Origin of the sequence: Pseudomonas sp. RSB 5.4, assembly GCF_037126175.1 — a bacterium.
In the GTDB taxonomy this organism is placed as follows: domain Bacteria; phylum Pseudomonadota; class Gammaproteobacteria; order Pseudomonadales; family Pseudomonadaceae; genus Aquipseudomonas; species Aquipseudomonas fluorescens_H.
Genome location: NZ_CP146986.1, coordinates 4101816 through 4122406 on the forward strand (window position 1 = coordinate 4101816; position 20591 = coordinate 4122406).

Consider the following 20591-nt stretch of genomic DNA (forward strand, 5'->3'; position numbering starts at 1 on the left):
TACCGTTTGAATCGGTTATTGCAGTGGTGTCTGAACCACCGATTTCGCGAGCAAGCCCGCTCCCACACTGGATCAGGGTTGTGAACACTGCTTGTGTCACACAACAAATCCCCCTGTGGGAGCGGGCTTGCTCGCGAAGGCGTCAGTCCAGACGACGCGACTTCTGGATCAGTCTTCCAGCAGTTCTTCAGCCTGACCCAGGATGTTTTCCAGGGTGAAGCCGAACTCTTCGAACAGTGCCGAAGCCGGAGCCGATTCGCCGTAGGTGGTCATGCCGATCACGCGACCTTCCAGACCCACGTACTTGAACCAGAAGTCGGCGTGAGCCGCTTCGATCGCGATACGGGCGCTGACCTGCAGCGGCAGAACCGATTGCTTGTAGCCAGCGTCCTGAGCGTCGAACACGCTGGTGCAAGGCATGGAAACCACGCGCACCTTGCGGCCCTGCTCGGTCAGCTTGTCGTAGGCCTGAACGGCCAGGCCGACTTCCGAACCGGTGGAGATCAGGATCAGCTCAGGCTCGCCTGCGCAGTCCTTCAACACGTAGCCACCGCGGCTGATGTCGGCGATCTGGCCGGCATCGCGTTCCTGGTGCTGCAGGTTCTGACGCGAGAAGATCAGCGCCGATGGGCCGTCTTTACGTTCCAGAGCGTTTTTCCAGGCCACCGCCGATTCCACGGCGTCGGCTGGACGCCAGGTGTCGAGGTTCGGCGTGGTGCGCAGGCTGGTCAGTTGCTCGATCGGCTGGTGCGTCGGGCCGTCTTCGCCCAGACCGATGGAGTCGTGGGTGTAGACGTGAATCACACGCTTCTTCATCAGCGCCGACATGCGCACTGCGTTGCGCGCGTATTCCATGAACATCAGGAAGGTCGCGCCGTAAGGCACCAGGCCGCCGTGCAGGGACACGCCGTTCATGATCGCGGTCATGCCGAATTCGCGCACGCCGTAGTACATGTAGTTGCCGCTGGCGTCTTCAGCGCTGACGCCTTTGCAACCTTTCCACAGAGTCAGGTTGGAACCGGCCAGGTCAGCCGAACCGCCGAGCAGTTCCGGCAGCAGCGGGCCGAACGCGTTCAGGGTGTTCTGGCTGGCTTTGCGGCTGGCGATGGTTTCGCCTTTGGCCGCCACTTCAGCGATGTAAGCCGAGGCTTTTTCAGCGAAGTCAGCCGGCAGTTCGCCGCTCAGACGACGGATCAGCTCGTTGGCTTCGGTCGGGAACGCCGCGGAGTAGGCAGCGAAACGCTGATCCCACTCGGCTTCGGCGGCGCGACCTTTTTCCTTGGCATCCCACTCGGCATAAATGTCGGCCGGGATTTCGAACGGGCCGTAGTTCCAGTTCAGCGCCTTGCGGGTCAGGGCGATTTCGGCGTCACCCAGTGGCGCGCCGTGGCAATCTTCCTTGCCCTGCTTGTTCGGCGAACCGAAACCGATGGTGGTCTTGCAGCAGATCAGGGTCGGCAGCGGGCTCTTGCGCGCGGTCTCGATGGCGGTCTTGATCTCTTCCGGATCGTGACCGTCGACGTTGCGGATCACCTGCCAGTTGTAGGCTTCGAAACGCTTCGGGGTGTCGTCGGTGAACCAGCCCTCGACTTCGCCGTCGATGGAGATGCCGTTGTCATCATAGAAGGCGATCAGCTTGCCCAAGCCCAGCGTACCGGCCAGGGAAGCAACTTCGTGGGAAATGCCTTCCATCATGCAGCCATCACCGAGGAACACGTAGGTGTGGTGATCCACGATGTCGTGGCCAGGACGGTTGAACTGCGCGCCCAGAACCTTTTCTGCCAGGGCGAAGCCGACAGCGTTGGCCAGACCCTGACCCAGCGGGCCGGTGGTGGTCTCGACGCCCGGGGTGTAGCCGAATTCCGGGTGACCCGGGGTGCGGCTGTGCAGCTGACGGAACTGCTTGAGGTCGTCGATCGACAGGTCGTAACCGGTCAGGTGCAGCAGCGAGTAGATCAACATCGAGCCGTGGCCGTTGGACAGCACGAAGCGGTCACGGTCGGCGAACGACGGGTTGCTCGGGTTGTGCTTGAGGTAGTCGCGCCAAAGTACTTCGGCGATATCTGCCATACCCATGGGGGCACCGGGATGGCCGCTGTTGGCTTTTTGCACGGCATCCATGCTGAGGGCACGAATGGCGTTGGCACGCTCACGACGGCTAGGCATCGCTGATCTCCTGGGTGTGAATAATTGAAACGGAAAAAAGGAGGGCATTTTCCCTCACCGGAGCGCCTCGGGGCAATGACAGATAGTCATACGGAGGCGTTTTTCCCATGGTTAACAGTGGATTCGCCTGGTGAAACCTTTCCGCTGTTCGTTTGTAGAGTTAACCAGCCAGTGAGAAGTGCCATCTATCGTGCAATATCAAAACTTTTTGATATTGCCCTTGCGGCGATTTCCCGCCGTCACTAGACTGCTGGCCCTATGAACTTACGCGTGCCTTCCATTCGCCATGACGACTGCGACGAGCTGGCGGCCCTGTGCAAGGCCGGCGGCGACCCGCTGCGCCTGAATGTATTGCGCACGCTGGCCAACGACTCGTTCGGCGTACTGGAGCTGGCGCAGATTTTCGGCATCGGTCAGTCCGGCATGAGCCACCACCTCAAGGTGCTGGCCCAGGCCGACCTGGTGGCGACACGCCGAGAAGGCAACGCGATTTTCTATCGTCGCGCCCTGCCTCACACCGAATTGCTGGGCGGTAAACTGCACGCCGCATTGTTAGAAGAAGTCGACAACCTGACGCTGCCAGAGGACGTGCAAGCGCGTATCGCCCAGGTTCACGGGCAACGTGAAGCGGCCAGCCAGGAATTTTTCGCTCGGGTCGCAGAGAAATTTCGCGCTCAGCAAGACTTGATCGCAGGCCTGCCGCAGTACCGCGACAGCGTGCTGGCCCTGCTCGACAAATTGAACTTCAATGGTGCTGCCACGGCCATTGAAGTCGGCCCCGGCGATGGTGCTTTCCTGCCGGAACTGGCCCGTCGCTTCGGCACCGTAACCGCGCTGGACAACAGCCCGGCGATGCTCGAACTGGCGCGTCAGGTATGTGAACGTGAACGGCTGGCTAACGTCAGCCTGCAATTGGCCGATGCATTGAATGGCTCCAGCCTTCAGGCCGATTGCGTGGTACTGAACATGGTGTTGCACCATTTCGCCGCGCCGGCCGAAGCGCTCAAGCACATGGCCGGCCTGCTGCAACCGGGCGGTAGCCTGCTCGTGACAGAGTTATGTAGCCACAACCAGAGTTGGGCCAGGGAGGCCTGCGGTGATCTGTGGTTGGGGTTTGAACAGGACGATTTGGCCCGTTGGGCCACCGCTGCGGGACTCGTTCCCGGGGACAGCCTCTATGTAGGCTTACGTAATGGTTTCCAGATCCAGGTTCGCCACTTTCAGCGACCGGCTGGCGACACTCACCATCGGTAAATTCAGGAAAACATCGAGATGAGCGAATACTCCCTCTTCACCTCCGAGTCCGTGTCCGAAGGGCATCCGGACAAAATCGCCGACCAGATTTCCGATGCGGTGCTGGACGCCATTATCGCCCAGGACAAACACGCACGCGTTGCCGTGGAAACCCTGGTCAAGACCGGCGTAGCCATCGTCGCCGGTGAAGTGACCACCAGCGCCTGGGTCGACCTGGAGCAGATCGTTCGTGACGTGATCTGCGACATCGGCTACACCAGCTCCGAAGTCGGCTTCGACGGCGCGACCTGCGGCGTGATGAACATCATCGGCAAGCAGTCCCCAGACATCAACCAGGGTGTTGACCGTGCCAAGCCTGAAGATCAGGGCGCCGGCGACCAGGGCCTGATGTTCGGCTACGCCAGCAACGAAACCGACGTTTTGATGCCGGCTCCGATCACCTTCTCGCACCAGCTGGTGCAGCGTCAGGCCGAAGCCCGCAAATCGGGTCTGCTGCCGTGGCTGCGTCCGGACGCCAAGTCGCAAGTGACCTGCCGTTACGAAGGCGGCAAGGTGGTCGGTATCGACGCCGTTGTACTGTCGACCCAGCACAACCCTGAAGTGTCGTACAAAGACCTGCGCGAAGGCGTGATGGAGCTGATCGTCAAGCACGTACTGCCTGCCGAACTGCTGAGCAAGGACACCCAGTTCCACATCAACCCGACCGGCCAGTTCATCATTGGCGGCCCGGTAGGTGACTGCGGTCTGACCGGTCGCAAGATCATCGTCGACAGCTACGGCGGCATGGCCCGTCACGGCGGTGGCGCGTTCTCCGGTAAAGATCCATCGAAGGTTGACCGTTCGGCTGCCTACGCTGGCCGTTACGTTGCCAAGAACATCGTGGCTGCCGGCCTGGCCGAGCGTTGCGAGATCCAGGTGTCCTACGCCATCGGTGTCGCTCAGCCGACTTCGATCTCGCTGAACACCTTCGGTACCGGCAAGATCAGCGATGACAAGATCATCAAACTGGTGCGTGAAGTGTTCGACCTGCGTCCATACGCGATCACCACCATGCTCGATCTGCTGCACCCGATGTACCAGGAAACTGCAGCCTACGGCCACTTCGGCCGTGCTCCGCAGACCAAGACGGTTGGCGAAGACACCTTCACCACCTTCACCTGGGAAAAAACCGACCGCGCCGACGCTCTGCGTTCTGCCGCTGGTCTGTAAGCCCTCCCCGGCTGCACAAAAAGCCCCGCACGGTTCGCGCCGTGCGGGGCTTTTTCATGCCTGAAAAACCATTCCAATATCAATCAAGAACCCTGTGGGAGCGGGCTTGCCCGCGAAGAGGCCAGTCCCGGCAACCCGAGTTTGAGCATGGAAACACCATGCAAAACACCCACCCGGTGCCTCTCTGAATCCTCGCCTAGCCTTAAAGCATTGCCCCTGAGCAAGGACGCTCAAAATGCTTGTCACGCTGCGCCTGTTTTCAACGCTTCTGCTGAGTTTCACCCCTCTGATCGCCTATGCCGCCTGCCCGGACTGGTCAGCCAGCAAGGCGCAAACTGAAGTCTCGGCCCTGCAAAAGCAGATCGACCAATGGGACGACGCCTACCACCGCGAAGGCCGCTCGCTGATTGCCGACGAGCTCTACGATCAATCGCGCTTGCGACTCAACGAATGGCGCCAGTGCTTCGCGCGGCACTCGGCGCCCGCCCCTTTACGCACAGCATCAGGCTCCGTCGCGCACCCGGTCGCCCACACTGGCCTGGACAAGATTCACGAGGCATCGGCCATTGAAACCTGGATGCGGGATCGAAAGGATGTCTGGGTACAACCCAAAGTCGATGGCGTCGCCGTGACGCTGGTCTATAGCGGTGGCGTCTTGCGGCAGGCGATCAGTCGTGGCGACGGAGTCAACGGTCATGACTGGACTCCTTCCGCGCAGAAGATCAGCGCCATTCCCCAACGCTTGACACGACCGTTGGATCTGCTGGTTCAGGGCGAACTCTATTGGCGCCTGGACAAGCATGTTCAGGCCAGTTCCGGCAGCGTCAACGCCCGTGCGACCGTTGCCGGCCTGATGGCGCGCAAAACCTTGAGTACCGAACAAGCGGCCGGGGTCGGCCTGTTCGTCTGGGACTGGCCGCAAGGGCCGATCGAACTGCCGGATCAAATTTCCATGCTGGCTACATTGGGCTTCGCCACGACCGCACCTTACAGCCAGCCGATCAGCCATTTCGCCGAGGCTCAGACATGGCGCGAACACTGGTATCGCTCACCCCTGCCGTTCGCCACGGACGGGATCGTTCTGCGCCAAAGCCAGAGGCCTCCCGCCGAACGCTGGCAGGCGCGCTCGCCCTACTGGGCCATCGCCTGGAAATACCCGTTCGCCCTGGCCTTGGCGCAGGTGCGCAAAGTCAATTTCAAAGTCGGTCGCACCGGGCGTATCACCCCCGTTCTGGAACTGAAGCCCGTTGCCCTCGATGACCGTCAGATCAAACGTGTCAGCGTCAGCTCGCTAAAGCGCTGGCAGGAACTGGACATCCGTCCCGGCGATCAGGTTGCCATCAGCCTGGCCGGACTGACCATTCCGCGACTCGACAGTGTGGTGCTGCGCAGTGTCGAACGCGCCGATCTGGAGATTCCCGACGCCCGCGACTTTCATGCCCTGAGCTGCTGGCAACCGACGCCGGAATGCAAAAGCCAGTTTCTCGCTCGACTGACCTGGCTCAGTGGCAAACAAGGCCTGGCGTTGCAGAATGTCGGGCGCGGTACCTGGGAGAAACTTCTGGAAACAGGCCGTCTGAACAACCTGCTGGATTGGTTGACCCTCGACGAGCCAGAGCTTGCTAACATTGCCGGCTTCGGCGAACGCAGCAGCGCACGCCTGATCAACAGCTTTCACAGCGCCCGGCAACGGCCGTTCACCCAGTGGCTCAAAGCGTTGGGCATGCCGCCGACAGGTCAGGCCCGACTGGCCGACTCGTGGCTGGCGCTGGCGCAACGCGACACCGAACAATGGCAGGCACAAGCCGGAATCGGCCCGGGCCGCGCGGCGCAATTGAGCGCATTCTTCCGCGACCCGCAGGTGCTGGCCCTGAGTGAAACATTACGCGCCGCCGGAATCGACGGTTTCTGATCACGCAATCCCCCGGCAGCCGGGAACCCAAGGGCCATCAGACGCTCAAACAGCGCAGTGCCCCCGACCCGACTGCCTTTGCACATGGAGCTTTTATGAAATTTCTTGCACCGCTCGCCTTGCTGACTCTCTGTGGCGTCCTGGCCGCGCCTGTAATGGCCGACGAAGATGCACCGGGCCTGACCGGTTGCGCCGCCAAGAAGCAGGGCATCATCAATCAGCTCGAACAGGCCAAGTCCCGGGGCAACACCGATCAGCAGGCTGGCCTGCAAACCGCCCTGGATGAAGTGACGAAGAATTGCACTGACGCCGGTCTGAAGAAAGAACGCGAAAACAAGGTGCTGGAAGCCAAGCACGAAGTCAGCAAGCGCCAGGCTGATCTCGACAAGGCCATGAAGAAAGGCGATCCGGAGAAGATCGACAAGCGCAAGAACAAGCTCGCCGAGTCGCGCAAAGAACTGCAGGACGCGCTGGACCAGATCGACAAGTAACCCGTGTTGAGGGCGATGTCCTGTGGCGAGGGAGCTTGCTCCCGCTCGGCGGCGCAGCCGTCGTAAACCCATTAATCGAGTTGAGTCTGTTACAGCGCGGTTGAATGGGGTTGGGGCCGCTTCGCGACCCAGCGGGAGCAAGCTCCCTCGCCACAGTCTTCAGTCGTCCGGCAGCCTCAGACAATCAATGATCCCGAAACTCTTTATGGCAAGCGCTGCAGGCATCTTCAACCTTCTGCACCGCCGGCCCGAGGTTACTGGCCTTGTACGGCTGAACCTTGCTGGCAGTCACCAGCTCACCGGTGGCCGCTTCAAGGTTGCGGGCCAGTTCCTGAAAGCGTGCCTGACGCGACCAGACATCGTCCTTGGCGCTGGTGTGATCTTCTTCACGCACCTGCGGGAAATGCTTCCACGGCTCATGGGACAGCGCGTCGAGCTTCACTGCACCCTCGGTGAATTTCGGCCCGTCGAACGGAATGCGTCCGCGCAACATGCCGCCCAGGTCTTCGCCGGTCTTGAGCATCTGCTTGAAGATCGCCTTGCGTTGCCCCAGCGGAGAATTCGGATCGACACCGCCACAGGCGGACAAGGTCAGACAGGCCAGCAATACAACAGAAATTCTTTTAAGAGTCATGGTGGCTTCAAGTCACGGAATTCGGCGGCCAGTATCCTCGCGTCGCCGACAAACACCAATAGCCCTATTAAAAATACGGGTTGCCCGAGCGCATGGAGCACTTGGGCGACCGGCACAGGAATCACTCCATGAACAGCCGTTTCAAGGCCTGGCGTCACCCACTGATCGCAACCCTGCCGCTGCTGGCAATCCTTGCCGGCTGTACGGGCGGCGACAATGCCAAACCGAAAACCCACGCCTTGGCCACTTATTCCAGTGCCACCTGGGAAGCCCTGCCGGCGGTGTCCGACAGCGATCTGGTGGCCGGTTTCGGCTCGTGGCGCAGCGCCTGCACCCGACTCAAGGCTGACCCGATCTGGGGCGGCACCTGCGCCGCAGCCGCCAACGTGCCGCAGAGCGCCAACGAGATCCGCGCGTTCCTCAAGCAGAACCTCGATGTGTTCGGCCTGCGCGCCGAGCATGACAACCCCAACGGTCTGATCACCGGTTACTACGAACCGGTCTACCCCGGCAGCCTGACGCCCACCGACGTAGCCAACGTGCCGGTGTATGGCGTGCCGGAAGACATGATCATCGTCTCGCTGGACAGTATTTATCCGGAACTCAAGGGCAAGCGCTTGCGCGGCCGCCTTGAAGGTCGGGTGCTCAAGCCTTACGACGACGCGGCGACCATTGAATCCAAAGGCGTAAAAGCACCGGTGGTGGCGTACCTCACCGACCCGATGAACCTGCAGTTTTTGCAGATCCAGGGCTCGGGGCGGATTCAGACGCCGGATGGCAAGCAACTGCGCATCGCCTACGCCGACCAGAACGGCCACCCGTACCGACCGATCGGCCGCTGGCTGGTGGAGCAGGGCGAGTTGAAGAAAGAAGACGTGACCATGAGCGCGATCAGCAACTGGGCCAAGGCCAACCCGTCGCGCATCCCGGAGCTGCTGGGCAGCAACCCGAGCTACGTGTTCTTCACCCGTAACCCGGACAGCAACGAAGGCCCGCGCGGTTCGCTCAATGTGCCGCTGACCGCCGGCTACAGCGCAGCGGTGGATCGCAAAGTGATTCCGCTGGGCAGCCTGCTGTGGCTGTCGACCACCCGCCCGGATGGCACCGCTTTGGTTCGCCCGGTCGCGGCGCAGGACACAGGCGGCGCGATTGCCGGCGAGGTGCGCGCGGACCTGTTCTGGGGCACGGGCGACGCCGCCGGGCAGTTAGCCGGGGACATGAAGCAGCAGGGGCAGATCTGGATGCTCTGGCCTAAAGGTGCGGCGTTGCCGCAAGTGCCCCAGGTCGCCGATACGGTTAAGGACAAACCTTAAGCACCTCGGTGCCTGAGCTATCGCCTTCGCGGGCAAGCCCGCTCCCACAGGGTTCTTTGGTGTACACAGGATTTTTGCTCGCCATTGATACCTGTGGGAGCGGGCTTGCTCGCGAAGAGGCCGGCAGCAACACCCGAGATTCAGACCGATACAAAGAAGAACGCAGCAATCAGCCCCATCCCGACAAACCACACCAGCGACCGCAGAATCGCCCAGTCCGCCAGGTAGCAGATGATGTACAGCAGGCGACTGGTGATGAACATCACCGCCAGCACATTCACCGTTACCAACTGCGCCGTGCCCACCAGATGCGCAACGATCACCGCTGCCGCAAACGCCGGCATCACCTCGAAACTGTTCAACTGCGCCGCATGCGCCCGTCGGGCCACGCCGTTCAGACTTTCGAGAAAGTCCCGGGGATCATGGTTGTCCTGAAGCCTGAAACCGCCGCTGGCCTTGGCCACGATCGTGCACACATACGGCAGGAAAATCGCGATCAATACGCACCACAGAGCCACCGTCATAAAGCCGTCCTTCTTCGAGTGATAGAGAATTGCGGGCGGTCAGAACTTCATCACCAGCATGCCGATCAGCACCAGCCCACAGGCTAAGAGCCGCGGCTTGCCGAAAGGTTCTTTCAGGTAGCGCATGCCGAACAGCACCACCAGAATCACGCTGATCTCGCGCAACGCCGCCGCTTCGGCAATCGAGCCCAACTGCATCGCCCACAGCACCAGAGCGTAGCTGAACAACACGCAGAACCCGACCGCGAGGCCCAGCTTCCATTGTTCACGCCAGAACACCATAAATGCCGGGCGTTTGGCGACCCAGGCCAGCAACGGAAACGGCCAGGCGCTGAGCAACGTGACCCAGACCAGGTAATCCAGTGGATGCGACCAGCGCCGCAAAGCCTGGCCATCGATGTAGGTGTAGCAGCCGATGCACAGCCCGATCAGCGCCACCACCGGCAGCATTGACCACGGCAGATGTTTGCCGCCGCCGCCCTGCCAGAGCAGGCAGGCCATGCCCAGCGGAATCAGCATGATCCCGAAGATCTGCTGCGCGGTAAGCACTTCGCCGGCGAAGATCAGGGTCAGTGCCAGCACCACCAGCGGCGACAAGCCGCGCATCAGCGGATAGACCAACCCGAGGTCGCCGACCCGATAGGCTTGAATCAGTAGATAGCGATACAGCAGCTCGAACGCCGCCGAAGCCAGAATCCACGGCCAGATGTCCGCCGGCGGCAGGCTGATGAATGGAAATGCGAGGGCGACAAACAGCAGCGCCACCGTGTCCATGCACGCCACTACCAGCAGCCGTTCGGCGCTGAACTTGATCAGGGTATTCCACGTCGCATGCAACAGCGCCGCCATCAACACCAGAACTGTCGCCAGCACGTTCCACTCCTTGATTTTTATTGTTGACCCTACACCAATGTGCGCGGCCGACCAACCGAGGGGACATAGTTGTGTCCCCACCCCGAATCAGCCCATCCAACCTTTGCGCCGAAGAATCGGGGCGCTGTCTTTCCCCCCCATCCAAAGGAGCCCGGATGCTTGAACTCGTAGCCGCATTCATCTGCCTCACCACCCTTCTCACCTTCGTCAACTACCGCTTCATCGGCCTGCCGCCGACCATCGGCGTGATGGTCACCGCGCTGATGTTCTCCCTGTTGCTGCAAGGCCTGAGCCTGCTCGGCTATCCCGGCCTCGAAGAACGCGTGCAGCAACTGATCGGCCAGATCGACTTCGGCGATCTGCTGATGAACTGGATGCTGTCGTTTCTGCTGTTCGCCGGCGCCCTGCACGTCAACCTCAACGACCTGCGCAGCTATCGCTGGCCGATCGGCCTGCTGGCCACTTTCGGCGTGCTGATTGCGACCGTCGTGATCGGTAGCCTCGCCTATTACATTTTTGCCCTGTTCGGCTGGCACGTGAGCTTCCTCTACTGCCTGTTGTTCGGCGCGCTGATTTCGCCGACCGACCCGATTGCGGTGCTCGGCGTCCTGCGCACCGCCAACGCTTCGAAGCCGCTGAAAACCACCATCGTCGGCGAGTCGCTGTTCAACGACGGCACAGCGGTGGTGGTGTTCACCGTGCTGCTGGGTATCGCCCAATTGGGTGAAACGCCGACGATCAGCGCCACCGCCATGCTGTTCGTTCACGAAGCCATTGGCGGCGTGCTGTTCGGCGGGCTGATCGGTTATGGGGTGTACCGGATGATCAAGAGCGTCCAGCAGCATCAGATCACCGTGATGCTGACCCTCGCGCTGGTGATCGGCGGTTCGGCGATGGCCACCGAACTGCACGTCTCGGCGCCGATTGCGATGGTGGTCGCCGGTCTGATCATCGGTAACCTGGGACGCAACCTGGCGATGAACGACATGACGCGCAAGTACCTCGACGGCTTCTGGGAGCTGCTCGATGACATGCTCAACGCCCTGCTGTTCGCGCTGATCGGCATGGAGCTGTTGCTGCTGCCGTTCAACTGGGCGCACGTGGCGGCGGCCAGTTTGCTGGCGCTGGCGATCCTGCTTTCGCGCCTGCTCACCGTGGCCCCGGCCATCGTTCTGCTACGCCGTTGGCGCACGGTGCCGCGTGGCACCATCCGCATCCTGACCTGGGGCGGTTTGCGCGGCGGCGTTTCGGTGGCACTGGCTTTGGCCCTGCCGCTGGGCCCGGAGCGCGATCTGCTGCTGAGCATCACCTACATCGTGGTGCTGTCGTCGATCCTGTTGCAGGGTCTGACCATCGGCAAACTGGTCAAGCACGCCACCCGTGACGAGCCGGCCACAGCGGCCGAGCCCGCGCACCACTGATCATTTTCTGATCTGCTGCGGATCGGGCTTCTCGGCCTGATCCGCAGACCCTTTGCCTGTTTCTTTCGGCGCGCCGCTCTCGCTGCGGATCTGCGCATGGCTGATCAGGGCGAAGATGAAACTGCCGCCGATGATGTTGCCCGCCAGCGTCGGCCCGGCAAACACCATCCAGAAATCACTCCACGGCAGCTCGCCGGCAAACACCAGATACGACACTTCCGCCGAACCGACCACGATGTGGGTGAAGTCGCCCAGCGCCATCAGGTAGGTGATGAGGATGATGATCCACATCTTCGCGCTCTCCATGGACGGGATCATCCAGACCATGGTGGCGATCATCCAGCCGGAAACGATGCCCTTGGCGAACATCTGACTGGCGTGGTTCTCCATGACCTTGCGGCCGATTTCAAGGAAGGCGTGATCGGTCTTGGCGTCGAAGATCGGCAGCTCGAGCATCACGTACGCCACCAGAATCGTCCCGCACAAATTGCCGAACAGGACCACGCCCCACAGGCGGATCAACCGGCCGAAATTGGCCAGGGTCGGTTTGCTCATCACCGGGAGGACGGCGGTCAGGGTGTTTTCGGTGAACAGTTGCTGGCGCGCGAGGATCACCGCGAGGAAACCGGCGCAGTAGCCGAAACTGGCGATCACCTTGAATTCCTCGCCCTCGGGCAGGCGCGAATTGAGCAGGCCCATGCCCATCAGCGACAGGCCCATGGTCAGCCCGGCGGCGAGCGCCGACCACCACAGCGCGGCAATGCTGCGCTCCAGTTCCTGATCGCCTTGAGTGCGGATGATTTCATGCAGAACCGCCGCGCGGGGCGGCTGGTTTTTCTCGACTTCGTGTTGTTCATCGGTCGAGAGGTTGGGGGTCTTGCCGTCGGTGGGCGTGGTCATGGCGTGGGAACCGTGGGGGGTGGTGTTTACCTACGACCCCGGCGGTTCATGGCTGTTCAGTGGCCAGATGATTCTTCGCTGACTGCACAACCGCATTCGCGAGCAAGCCCGCTCCCACAGGTACAACGCAATCCATGTGGGAGCGGGCTTGCTCGCGAAGGGGGCGCCGCCGATGTTAGTTGCTGACCAATTCATCTTCCTTGAACTGGTCTTTGACGTACTTGATCTCGGTCCGTCCGTGCGGGGCTGGCAAACCATCTTCGCCAAGGTTGACGAACACCATCTTCTCGACCGTGAGGATGCTCTTGCGGGTGATCTTGTTACGCACTTCGCAGGTCAGGGTGATCGAGGTGCGGCCGAACTCGGTGGCGGTGATGCCCAGCTCGATGATGTCGCCCTGGCGCGAGGCGCTGACGAAGTTGATCTCGGAAATGTACTTGGTCACTACGCGCTGATTGCCCAACTGGACGATGGCGTAAATCGCCGCTTCTTCGTCGATCCAGCGCAGCAGGCTGCCACCGAACAGGGTGCCGTTGGGGTTGAGGTCTTCGGGTTTTACCCATTTGCGGGTGTGGAAATTCATGTTCACTCCTGAGCGTTTGCCGAAAGATGGCGCCATCTTGGCAGACCGGACGGTCAGGCTCCATGAGCCTTCTACTATGGTCGCTATTAGCGATCTTCATTTGGCCGACAGAAACCCTTTGGAAGATCAGTCTAGACGGCTATAATCGCCCCCGTTTCAAAACGGTAACCTTCACTTGCTACCGTTTTCCCGCCACCTGTCCGAGGGGCGCTGCAGCAGGATCAACCTGTCAGGCTCGGATGGGGCGTTGACTGGCCACGGCCGGACACTAAACGCACAACGGCGCCCATTCGCATACATTACGAATGGAGGCTCTTCATGAGCGCTGTTATCACGCCTGCAGATTTTAACGATTACAAAGTTGCCGATATGTCCCTGGCCGCCTGGGGCCGTCGCGAAACCATCATCGCCGAATCGGAAATGCCGGCCCTGATGGGTCTGCGCCGCAAGTACGCTTCCGAGCAGCCGCTCAAGGGCGCGAAAATCCTCGGCTGCATCCACATGACCATTCAGACTGCCGTGCTGATCGAAACCCTGGTTGCCCTGGGTGCCGAAGTACGCTGGTCGTCCTGCAACATTTTCTCGACTCAGGATCAGGCCGCTGCGTCCATCGCTGCCGCCGGCATCCCGGTTTTCGCCTGGAAAGGCGAGACTGAAGAAGAATACGAATGGTGCCTGGAGCAGACCATCCTGAAGGATGGCCAGCCATGGGACGCCAACATGATCCTCGACGACGGCGGCGACCTGACTCAGCTGCTGCACGACAAGTACCCACAGGTGCTGGACCGTGTTCACGGCGTGACCGAAGAAACCACCACCGGCGTTCACCGCCTGCTGGACATGCTGGCCAAGGGCGAGCTGAAGATCCCGGCGATCAACGTCAACGACTCGGTGACCAAGTCCAAGAACGACAACAAGTACGGCTGCCGTCACAGCCTGAACGATGCGATCAAGCGCGGTACCGACCACCTGCTGTCCGGCAAGCAAGCGCTGGTCATCGGTTACGGTGACGTGGGCAAGGGCTCTGCTCAGTCCCTGCGTCAGGAAGGCATGATCGTCAAGGTTTCCGAAGTTGACCCGATCTGCGCCATGCAGGCCTGCATGGACGGTTTCGAACTGGTTTCGCCGTTCATCGACGGTATCAACGACGGCACCGAAGCGAGCATCGACAAAGCGCTGCTGGGCAAGATCGACCTGATCGTGACCACCACCGGTAACGTCAATGTTTGCGACGCGAACATGCTCAAAGCCCTGAAGAAGCGCGCTGTTGTCTGCAACATCGGTCACTTCGACAACGAAATCGACACCGCTTTCATGCGCAAGAACTGGGCGTGGGAAGAAGTGAAGCCACAGGTCCACAAGATCCACCGTACCGGCCCGGGCGCTTTCGACGCACAGAACGACGACTACCTGATCCTGCTGGCCGAAGGCCGTCTGGTGAACCTGGGCAACGCCACCGGTCACCCGAGCCGCATCATGGACGGTTCGTTCGCCAACCAGGTTCTGGCTCAGATCTTCCTGTTCGGCCAGAAGTACGCCGACCTGTCGCCAGCGCAGAAAGCCGAGCGTCTGACCGTTGAAGTACTGCCGAAGAAACTCGACGAAGAAGTGGCCCTGGAAATGGTGCGCGGCTTCGGCGGCGTGGTCACTCAACTGACCAAGCAACAGGCTGACTACATCGGCGTGACCGTCGAAGGCCCGTTCAAGCCGCACGCTTACCGCTACTGATTGACGCGGCGGCCTGCTCTCCCTGTGGGAGCGGGCTTGCTCGCGAAAGCGGTCTGTCATTCAGCATTGATGTTGCCTGACCCGCCGCTTTCGCGAGCAAGCCCGCTCCCACATGGGCGGTGCAAGCCTCACAGGCTTCGTGTTTCCAAGGGTATTTCCCATGTCCCAAGACCGTCGCTACAGCTTCGAGTTCTTCCCGACCAAGACCGATGCTGGGCATGAAAAGCTGCTCAACGTTGCCCGTCAGTTGGCAACGTACAATCCCGATTTCTTCTCCTGCACCTATGGCGCTGGTGGTTCGACCCGTGATCGCACCCTCAACACCGTTCTGCAGCTGGAAAGCGAAGTCAAAGTACCGGCCGCACCGCACCTGTCTTGCGTCGGCGACAGCAAGGACGACCTGCGCGGCCTGCTGAACGAGTACAAGGCTGCCGGCATCAAGCGCATCGTTGCCCTGCGCGGCGACCTGCCCTCCGGCATGGGCATGACCAGCGGCGAGCTGCGTCACGCCAATGAACTGGTTGAGTTCATTCGTGAAGAAACCGGCGATCATTTCCACATCGAAGTTGCCGCTTACCCGGAGATGCATCCGCAAGCGCGCAATTACGAAGACGATCTCGCCAACTTCGTGCGCAAGGCCCGCGCTGGCGCCGACAGCGCGATCACCCAGTACTTCTTCAACGCCGACAGCTACTTCTACTTCGTCGACCGTTTGCAGGCACTGGGTGTGGATATTCCGGTGGTACCGGGGATCATGCCGATCACCAACTACAGCAAACTCGCGCGTTTCTCCGATGCCTGCGGTGCGGAAATTCCGCGCTGGATCCGCAAGCAACTGGAAGCCTACGGCGATGACAGCCAAAGCATTCAGCGCTTCGGCGAGCAAGTTGTCAGCGAAATGTGCGAACGCCTGCTGCAGGGTGGCGCGCCGGGGCTGCACTTCTATTCCATGAACCAGGCTGAACCGAGTCTGGCGATCTGGAATAACCTGAAGTTGCCGCGCTAAAAAGCATCAAAGCAAAGTCAAAAGATCGCAGCCTTCGGCAGCTCCTAAAAGGGTGTCGAGGCTGCGATCTTTTGCTTTTGAATCCCCGAATTAGAGCTTGTGCAGGCACTTTCTGGCTCTTTCGCGTTTCTCGTCGTAATCTCAAGCCATGCCTTTGATCGCGCAATTATTCACGGTGCTGGTTTTTGCTTGCCTGAGCTTTGCCGCTCGGGGCGAGAAGTTGCGTATTGTCACCGAGCCGTGGGCCCCTTACGTGTATGAGGAGGACGGCAAGAACCTCGGGCTGGACTACGAAACCACCGCCATCGTGTTCAAGCGTCTGGGAATCGAAGTCGAATGGCAGTTCCTGCCGTGGAAACGCTGCCTGTCGATGCTCGAGACCGGCCAGGCTGACGGCGCGCTGGATATCTTTCATAGTGACGAGCGCGACGCCACCCTGCTCTATCCGAGTGAACCGCTGTCGGACGTCGAGTTCGTGATGTTCTACGCCAATGACCGGCCACACCCCTTCAGCAAGCTCGAAGAACTCAAAGGCCTGACCATCGGCACTTCGCCGGGCTATCTGTACAGCCCGGACTTCAGCGAATCGACATTATTCACCCGCGAGCCGGCACCGACCCACGAGGCCAACTTCGGCAAACTGCTGCGCGGACGCATAGACTTGCTGATCACCGATCGCCGCGTCGGTCAGCATTTGCTCGATCAGTTGAATATCCGCGATCAGATCAGCGAAAATCCTACGATCATCAGCCGCCAGAGCCAATATCTGGCCGTTCGACGCAATGCCGGGATGGATCTGCTGGTGCAGCGCTTTGGCGCTGAACTCAAACGATTCAAGCGTGAACCGGCCTACGCCGAGCTCAGCGCACGCTACGGCGCAGCCCCGGTCGACGCCGCTCCGCTGAGCAACGCCTCGGCCAGCCGCAAAACCGTTGAGCAGCAGGAAAGCAGCGCGCAGTGATTGCTCTGTTATACTCCGGCGTTCCCGCCAGGCTCACGCCCGGACGCCCGGAACCGTAACAGGCCTCTCGACCCGCTACAGCGCAGCTTTCAGCCCGCGCGAGCGCTCCTGACGTGCCTTCGGAACCGCAGCAGGACCGGACGGGATTGCGTCCTCTTAAACGTGATTCGCGCCAGGCAAGACTCCCATTGGGCCAAGCCCTAACTAAAACAGGATTACTCATGTCCTTTGCTTCCCTCGGTCTCTCCGAGGCTTTAGTCCGTGCCATCGAAGATGCGGGCTATACCGAGCCTACTCCGGTGCAACAGCGGGCCATTCCCGCCGTGTTGCAAGGTCGCGACCTGATGGTTGCGGCACAGACAGGTACCGGTAAAACCGGCGGTTTCGCCCTTCCGATCCTGGAGCGGTTGTTCCCTAATGGTCACCCGGACAAATCCCAGCGTCATGGCCCGCGCCAACCGCGCGTTCTGGTCCTGACCCCGACCCGCGAACTCGCGGCCCAGGTTCACGAGAGCTTCAAGATCTACGCCCGTGACCTGAAATTCGTCAGCGCCTGCATCTTCGGCGGCGTCGGCATGAACCCGCAGGTCCAGGCCATGTCCCGTGGTGTTGACGTGCTCGTCGCCTGCCCGGGGCGTCTGCTCGACCTCGCCGGCCAGGGCAGCGTCGATCTGTCTCACGTCGAAATCCTCGTCCTCGACGAAGCCGACCGCATGCTCGACATGGGCTTCGTCCACGACGTGAAGAAAGTCCTCGCGCGTCTGCCGGCCAAACGTCAGAACCTGCTGTTCTCGGCGACGTTCTCCAAAGACATCACCGATCTTGCCGGCAAGCTGCTGCACAACCCGGAACGTATCGAAGTGACGCCGCCGAACACCACGGTCGAGCGCATCGAACAACGCGTGTTCCGTCTGCCGGCCAGCCACAAGCGTGCCCTGCTGGCGCACCTGATCACCGCCGGCGCCTGGGAACAGGTACTGGTGTTCACCCGTACCAAGCACGGCGCCAACCGTCTGGCCGAGTACCTGGACAAACACGGCCTGCCGGCTGTGGCGATCCACGGTAACAAGAGCCAGAACGCCCGCACCAAAGCCCTGGCCGACTTCAAGGCCGGTGAAGTGCGCATCCTGGTCGCTACCGACATCGCCGCGCGCGGTCTGGACATCGACCAGTTGCCACACGTGGTCAACTTCGAACTGCCGAACGTCGATGAAGACTATGTGCACCGTATCGGCCGTACTGGCCGTGCCGGTCGTTCGGGCGAGGCGATCTCGCTGGTGGCCCCGGACGAAGAAAAACTGCTGAAAAGCATCGAACGCATGACCAAGCAGAAAATCGCCGACGGCGACCTGATGGGCTTCGATGCCAGCACCATCGAGGCCGAGAAGCCTGAAGTGCGCGAGCGTCCGGACATGCGCAACCCGCGCAACGCCCGTGGCCCGCGTGGCGACGGTCCGAATGGCGGCGGTGGTGGCGGCGGTCGCAAGGACAAAGGCAAAGACAAGGGCAAGGAAAAACCCGCCGGCGAACGCGGCGAGCGCCCTGCCCGTCAGCAGAAACCACGTGAAGGCACCCCGGCCCGCGAACAGCGTCCGAGCCAGCCACCACGTGCGGCGGCTGATCGTGCACCGGACGAGTTCCTCGACGACGATATCGATAACTTCGGTAACCGCGTGGATTACGTGCCGAAAGCCGCCCCTGCCGGTGGCCGTGGCCGTCGTCCGGGTGCGCCGGCACAAGGTGCAGGCGCTGGCGCCCCTCGTGGCGGTCAGCCGCAAGGTCGCCAGAACGGTCCGCGCAACAGCAACGGTTCGAGCACCGGCACTCCACCGGGCAAACGCAACGGCCCGCGCAACGGTGCTCCGCGTGACGGCCAGGGCCGTCGTGACGAGTCCTCGCGCAACCGCCGCCCGGCTCGCGACGATCAGCAACGCGCCGAACCGGCCGTGCAGAACCCGCGCAGCACCGGGCCGAAGATCATGCACAAGGAATCGAAAGCCGACCGCTTCCCGACGCCTGAGCAGCTCGATCAACTGCCGACCCGTCCGCGCGGCGAGAAACCAGCACTGCTGACCCGCAATCGCTGAGTTATCGCTGCCATAAAAAATGCCCCGGCTCGCAAGAGCCGGGGCATTTTTTTTGCTCCCACAAATCCCTGCATCACCACAATCCCCCTGTGGGAGCGAGCTTGCTCGCGAAAGCGTCGGATCAGTCGAGACCTCTGGTGAATGACACACCGCATTCGCGAGCAAGCTCGCTCCCACAGTGGATATGCGGTGGTCTCAAGTGATCTGGCGGGCAATAAAAAACGCCCCCGGCCTTACGACCGGGGGCGTTTTTGTATGGCGGCGAAAATTACTTCGCTTTCACACCTTCGAACGAGATGTACAGGTCGACCTTGTCGGACTGTGGACCCAGATCCATCATCTTGCCGAAATCAGAGCGCTTGATGCTGGTGGTGCCTTCAAAGCCGGCACGGTAGCCGCCCCATGGATCCTTGCCTTCGCCCAGGAACACAGCCTTGACCACGATTGGCTTGGTCACGCCGTGCAGGGTCAGGTCGCCGGTCACGTCGGCAGTGTCTTTGCCATCGGCGTTCTTGCCGGTGGATTTGACGCTGGTGGAGACGAACTTGGCGTCAGCGTATTTGCCCACGTCCAAGAAGTCTTTGCTGGAGATGTGCTTGTCGCGCTCGGCGTGGTTGGTGAACACGCTGGCGGTTTTCACGTTGAATTCGATTTTGCTGTCTTCAGGCTTGGCGGCGTCAAAGCTGAACTTGCCGTCGATGTCCTTGAAGGTACCGGTGATGTAGCTGTAGCCCAGGTGGCTGATCTTGAAGTCGACGAAAGCGTGCTGGCCTTCCTTGTCGACAGTGTAATCAGCAGCCATCACGTTCGCGGACAGTACGGCAGAACCGATTGCCAGAGCGGCCAGAGTCTTTTTCAACATGCTTTCTTTTCCTTTGAGTCGAGGTTGAATTTCAGGCTTTGCGACCGAGCATTCGCGTCAGGGTCGCATCACGATCGATAAAGTGGTGCTTCAATGCTGCCAACGCATGGAGACCGGAAAAAATTACCAGCGCCCATGCCAGCCAGAGATGAATCACCCCAGCGGTATCTGCCTGATCCGGTAGTCCGGAAACCAGTGCAGGAACTTCAAACAGGCCAAACACCGGGATCCCGACACCGTCTGCGGTGGAAATCAGGTAACCGGCAATCATCACGGCGAACAGCGCGAGGTACAGAAACCCGTGGCCGAATTTGGCGCCGATGCGGGTCATGCGGCTGTAGGTCTGCAGCGTTGGCGGCGGCGGGCTGACAAAGCGCCATAGCACCCGCAACACCATCACGCCCAGCAACACCAGACCGATGCTCTTGTGCAGATCCGGCGCGTCTTTGCGCCAGCTGCTGTAGTAATCCAGCCCCACCATCCACAGACCCAACGCGAACAGTCCGAAGACCGCCAGCGCCACGCCCCAGTGCATGAAGATGCTGACCCAACCATAGCGAGAAGCAGAGTTACGTAGCTGCATTGCCCAAATCCTGTGAGAACTGCGAACCAAGACTAGCGAGTTATCTATCGAATTAAAGCGGAAAATTTTGCTTTGAAATATCGA

The 20591-nt window shown here is 60.9% G+C and carries 18 protein-coding genes and 1 riboswitch; of the genes, 10 read left to right on the forward strand and 8 right to left on the reverse strand.

Annotation, left to right across the window (positions count from 1 at the left end):
- Window positions 1–168 precede the first annotated feature (168 nt).
- Window positions 169–2166 carry a transketolase gene (gene tkt / locus V9L13_RS18560; RefSeq protein WP_201136375.1) on the reverse strand — a complete coding sequence of 666 codons (1998 nt, stop codon included), beginning with the start codon at window positions 2164–2166 and terminating at the stop codon, window positions 169–171.
- A 258-nt stretch (window positions 2167–2424) separates the two neighbouring features.
- Between tkt and V9L13_RS18565 the strand changes: the two genes are divergently transcribed.
- The 4 genes from V9L13_RS18565 to V9L13_RS18580 all read left to right on the forward strand — a co-directional run bounded on the left by V9L13_RS18565 (window position 2425) and on the right by V9L13_RS18580 (window position 7032).
- Window positions 2425–3420, forward strand: coding sequence for a metalloregulator ArsR/SmtB family transcription factor (locus V9L13_RS18565; protein ID WP_338800211.1), 996 nt, complete (start codon window positions 2425–2427; stop codon window positions 3418–3420).
- Window positions 3421–3438: 18 nt separating this feature from the next.
- A complete protein-coding gene (gene metK, locus V9L13_RS18570) occupies window positions 3439–4629 on the forward strand; it encodes a methionine adenosyltransferase (RefSeq protein ID WP_003229025.1) in 1191 nt (396 codons plus the stop codon).
- Between the two features lie 235 nt (window positions 4630–4864).
- Window positions 4865–6541, forward strand: coding sequence for an NAD-dependent DNA ligase LigB (gene ligB, locus V9L13_RS18575; RefSeq protein WP_338800212.1), 1677 nt, complete (start codon window positions 4865–4867; stop codon window positions 6539–6541).
- Between the two features lie 95 nt (window positions 6542–6636).
- Complete coding sequence (locus V9L13_RS18580; protein WP_003229029.1) at window positions 6637–7032, forward strand: DUF1090 domain-containing protein; 396 nt, start codon at window positions 6637–6639, stop codon at window positions 7030–7032.
- Between the two features lie 184 nt (window positions 7033–7216).
- On the opposite strand, the gene V9L13_RS18585 is transcribed toward V9L13_RS18580, so the two are convergent.
- Complete coding sequence (locus tag V9L13_RS18585) at window positions 7217–7666, reverse strand: cytochrome c (RefSeq protein WP_003229030.1); 450 nt, start codon at window positions 7664–7666, stop codon at window positions 7217–7219.
- Between the two features lie 128 nt (window positions 7667–7794).
- On the opposite strand from V9L13_RS18585, the gene V9L13_RS18590 reads away from it, so the two are divergent.
- Window positions 7795–8979: a murein transglycosylase A gene (locus V9L13_RS18590; protein WP_338800213.1), complete on the forward strand. Its 1185-nt coding sequence runs from the start codon at window positions 7795–7797 to the stop codon at window positions 8977–8979.
- 140 nt (window positions 8980–9119) lie between these two features.
- Here the strand turns inward: V9L13_RS18590 and V9L13_RS18595 are convergent, their stop codons facing one another.
- Entirely contained in the window at window positions 9120–9503 is a 384-nt protein-coding gene (locus tag V9L13_RS18595; protein WP_003229034.1) for an MAPEG family protein, read from the reverse strand.
- A gap of 39 nt (window positions 9504–9542) precedes the next feature.
- Window positions 9543–10376 carry an EamA family transporter gene (locus V9L13_RS18600; RefSeq protein ID WP_338800214.1) on the reverse strand — a complete coding sequence of 278 codons (834 nt, stop codon included), beginning with the start codon at window positions 10374–10376 and terminating at the stop codon, window positions 9543–9545.
- A gap of 155 nt (window positions 10377–10531) precedes the next feature.
- Here V9L13_RS18600 and V9L13_RS18605 point away from each other — a divergent pair, with 155 nt between their 5' ends.
- Entirely contained in the window at window positions 10532–11797 is a 1266-nt protein-coding gene (locus tag V9L13_RS18605; RefSeq protein ID WP_064589608.1) for a sodium:proton antiporter, read from the forward strand.
- Here V9L13_RS18605 and V9L13_RS18610 read toward each other — a convergent pair whose 3' ends face one another.
- Window positions 11798–12697 carry a formate/nitrite transporter family protein gene (locus V9L13_RS18610; protein WP_003229042.1) on the reverse strand — a complete coding sequence of 300 codons (900 nt, stop codon included), beginning with the start codon at window positions 12695–12697 and terminating at the stop codon, window positions 11798–11800.
- A 175-nt stretch (window positions 12698–12872) separates the two neighbouring features.
- Window positions 12873–13280, reverse strand: coding sequence for a hotdog domain-containing protein (locus V9L13_RS18615; protein ID WP_095137509.1), 408 nt, complete (start codon window positions 13278–13280; stop codon window positions 12873–12875).
- A 196-nt stretch (window positions 13281–13476) separates the two neighbouring features.
- A riboswitch (S-adenosyl-L-homocysteine riboswitch) is annotated at window positions 13477–13575 on the forward strand.
- 23 nt (window positions 13576–13598) lie between these two features.
- Between V9L13_RS18615 and ahcY the strand changes: the two genes are divergently transcribed.
- The 4 genes from ahcY (at window position 13599) to V9L13_RS18635 (ending at window position 19062) form a co-directional block, all read left to right on the forward strand.
- Entirely contained in the window at window positions 13599–15008 is a 1410-nt protein-coding gene (gene ahcY, locus V9L13_RS18620; protein WP_007959684.1) for an adenosylhomocysteinase, read from the forward strand.
- 160 nt (window positions 15009–15168) lie between these two features.
- A complete protein-coding gene (metF, locus tag V9L13_RS18625; RefSeq protein ID WP_003229047.1) occupies window positions 15169–16014 on the forward strand; it encodes a methylenetetrahydrofolate reductase [NAD(P)H] in 846 nt (281 codons plus the stop codon).
- 148 nt (window positions 16015–16162) lie between these two features.
- On the forward strand, window positions 16163–16975 hold the full coding sequence (locus V9L13_RS18630; RefSeq protein WP_201136370.1) for a transporter substrate-binding domain-containing protein: 813 nt from the start codon (window positions 16163–16165) through the stop codon (window positions 16973–16975).
- A 221-nt stretch (window positions 16976–17196) separates the two neighbouring features.
- Entirely contained in the window at window positions 17197–19062 is a 1866-nt protein-coding gene (locus tag V9L13_RS18635; RefSeq protein WP_338800215.1) for a DEAD/DEAH box helicase, read from the forward strand.
- A gap of 268 nt (window positions 19063–19330) precedes the next feature.
- On the opposite strand, the gene V9L13_RS18640 is transcribed toward V9L13_RS18635, so the two are convergent.
- Both V9L13_RS18640 and V9L13_RS18645 read right to left on the reverse strand, forming a co-directional pair.
- Window positions 19331–19924 carry a YceI family protein gene (locus V9L13_RS18640; RefSeq protein WP_096795740.1) on the reverse strand — a complete coding sequence of 198 codons (594 nt, stop codon included), beginning with the start codon at window positions 19922–19924 and terminating at the stop codon, window positions 19331–19333.
- A gap of 31 nt (window positions 19925–19955) precedes the next feature.
- A complete protein-coding gene (locus tag V9L13_RS18645) occupies window positions 19956–20507 on the reverse strand; it encodes a cytochrome b (protein WP_338800216.1) in 552 nt (183 codons plus the stop codon).
- Between the last annotated feature and the right edge of the window lie 84 nt (window positions 20508–20591).

Excerpts from the sequence above, each read along its gene's own strand:
- metF (WP_003229047.1), top strand. The coding sequence starts at position 15,169 with ATGTCCCAAGACCGTCGCTACAGCTTCGAGTTCTTCCCGACCAAGACC.
- metK (WP_003229025.1), top strand. The coding sequence starts at position 3,439 with ATGAGCGAATACTCCCTCTTCACCTCCGAGTCCGTGTCCGAAGGGCAT.
- tkt (WP_201136375.1), bottom strand. The coding sequence starts at position 2,166 with ATGCCTAGCCGTCGTGAGCGTGCCAACGCCATTCGTGCCCTCAGCATG.
- V9L13_RS18630 (WP_201136370.1), top strand. The coding sequence starts at position 16,163 with ATGCCTTTGATCGCGCAATTATTCACGGTGCTGGTTTTTGCTTGCCTG.
- V9L13_RS18645 (WP_338800216.1), bottom strand. The coding sequence starts at position 20,507 with ATGCAGCTACGTAACTCTGCTTCTCGCTATGGTTGGGTCAGCATCTTC.
- ahcY (WP_007959684.1), top strand. The coding sequence starts at position 13,599 with ATGAGCGCTGTTATCACGCCTGCAGATTTTAACGATTACAAAGTTGCC.
- V9L13_RS18565 (WP_338800211.1), top strand. The coding sequence starts at position 2,425 with ATGAACTTACGCGTGCCTTCCATTCGCCATGACGACTGCGACGAGCTG.
- V9L13_RS18605 (WP_064589608.1), top strand. The coding sequence starts at position 10,532 with ATGCTTGAACTCGTAGCCGCATTCATCTGCCTCACCACCCTTCTCACC.
- V9L13_RS18640 (WP_096795740.1), bottom strand. The coding sequence starts at position 19,924 with ATGTTGAAAAAGACTCTGGCCGCTCTGGCAATCGGTTCTGCCGTACTG.
- V9L13_RS18580 (WP_003229029.1), top strand. The coding sequence starts at position 6,637 with ATGAAATTTCTTGCACCGCTCGCCTTGCTGACTCTCTGTGGCGTCCTG.
- V9L13_RS18595 (WP_003229034.1), bottom strand. The coding sequence starts at position 9,503 with ATGACGGTGGCTCTGTGGTGCGTATTGATCGCGATTTTCCTGCCGTAT.
- V9L13_RS18635 (WP_338800215.1), top strand. The coding sequence starts at position 17,197 with ATGTCCTTTGCTTCCCTCGGTCTCTCCGAGGCTTTAGTCCGTGCCATC.
- ligB (WP_338800212.1), top strand. The coding sequence starts at position 4,865 with ATGCTTGTCACGCTGCGCCTGTTTTCAACGCTTCTGCTGAGTTTCACC.
- V9L13_RS18615 (WP_095137509.1), bottom strand. The coding sequence starts at position 13,280 with ATGAATTTCCACACCCGCAAATGGGTAAAACCCGAAGACCTCAACCCC.
- V9L13_RS18590 (WP_338800213.1), top strand. The coding sequence starts at position 7,795 with ATGAACAGCCGTTTCAAGGCCTGGCGTCACCCACTGATCGCAACCCTG.
- V9L13_RS18585 (WP_003229030.1), bottom strand. The coding sequence starts at position 7,666 with ATGACTCTTAAAAGAATTTCTGTTGTATTGCTGGCCTGTCTGACCTTG.
- V9L13_RS18610 (WP_003229042.1), bottom strand. The coding sequence starts at position 12,697 with ATGACCACGCCCACCGACGGCAAGACCCCCAACCTCTCGACCGATGAA.